Origin of the sequence: Frankia sp. AgKG'84/4 (assembly GCF_023242965.2) — a bacterium.
Lineage (GTDB): Bacteria > Actinomycetota > Actinomycetes > Frankiales > Frankiaceae > Frankia.
In genome coordinates this window covers 1-1,249 of record NZ_JALKFU020001139.1, presented here as the reverse complement: position 1 = coordinate 1,249, position 1,249 = coordinate 1, and the positions used below count along the sequence as shown (strand labels likewise).

Genomic DNA, 1,249 nt, shown 5'->3' with positions numbered 1-1,249 from the left:
CCCCCCCCCCCCCCCCCCCCCCCCCCCCCCCCCCCCCCCCCCCCCCCCCCCCCACCCCACCCCCCCCCCCCCCACCGCGCGGCCCCCCCCCCCCCCCCCCCCCCCCCCGCGGCCGGCATGCCGGCGGCGGCGGATCAGACCAGAATGCAGGTCGGCACGGCGCGTGACGCCGACCGACCGAGGCCCTGACCCGCGGTGGACCCGCCCGCCGGGTCAGCCGAACCATCCCGCGCGCCGCACGAGCACCTGACCAGGTGCGGACCCCCTGGTTGGCCGAACGTCGTCCGGCTGACCCCGCCGCGCCGCGGACGACGAAAGGCATGCCATCCATGTCCAACGGTGGACGGTCCAACGGTGGACGGCGATCCCGCCCCGGTCCGACGGCGCGGGCCAGCGCGCCGCGGCTGCGATGACGGACGTCGCGATCCGCCCGGCGGAGCAGCTCCCCGAGCCCGCCGACGAGGCCGGCGGGCGGCCCGACCGCGCAGCGCGGATCTTCGCCGTGGTGGTCGGCGTGCTCGTCGCCGCCTCGGTGATCATTCGCTTCACCGCCAGCCAGGCCCTGTGGCTCGACGAGGCCCAGAGCGTCGCCATCGCCCGTCTGCCGCTGCACGGCGCGGGCGTCACGCTGTGGGACGGCCTGCTGCAGGACGGCTCACCGCCGCTGTACTACCTGCTGCTGCACGGCTGGATCGACCTGTTCGGCGAGAGTAGCCCCGCGGTCCGGTCGCTGTCCGCGGTGATCAACATCCTGGCCGCGTGGCCGCTGTACGTGCTGGCCGGGCGGGTGGTCGGCGAGCGCGCCGCGCGGGTCGCCGTCGTGCTGTACCTGACCTCGCCGTTCGCCCTGTACTTCGGCACCGAGACGCGGATGTACAGCCTCATCGTGCTGCTCACCGCGCTCGGCGGGGTCGCGCTGGAACGCGTGCTGCGGGCACCGTCGCCACGCGCCGTGATCGGCCTCGCGCTCGCCGCGGGCTGCCTGGCACTCACCCACTACTGGTGCCTCTACCTGCTACTGACCGTCGCCGGGTGGCTGATCGGCCTGCTGACGGTGCGCCCGTGGCTGCGGGCACGCCGCGCCCGGCCCGCCGGCGCGCGGGCGCCGCGCCCCGCGCCCCCCCCCCCCCCCGGGCCCCCCCCCCCCCCCCCCCCCCCCCCCCCCCCCCCCGCCCCCCCCCCCCCCCCCCCCCCCCCGCCCCCCCCCCCCCCCCCCCCCCCCCCCCCCCCCCCCCCCCCCCCCCCCCCC

At 79.7% G+C, this 1,249-nt stretch carries 2 protein-coding genes; both read left to right on the top strand.

The annotated features are described in order from the left end of the window. A partial coding sequence (locus tag MXD58_RS27915) for a hypothetical protein (RefSeq protein WP_250611160.1) occupies positions 1–189 on the top strand: 189 nt, incomplete at its 5' end. Between the two features lie 220 nt (positions 190–409). After that, positions 410–1,249 (top strand): glycosyltransferase family 39 protein (locus MXD58_RS27910; RefSeq protein ID WP_250611158.1); only part of this gene is annotated, 840 nt, incomplete at its 3' end.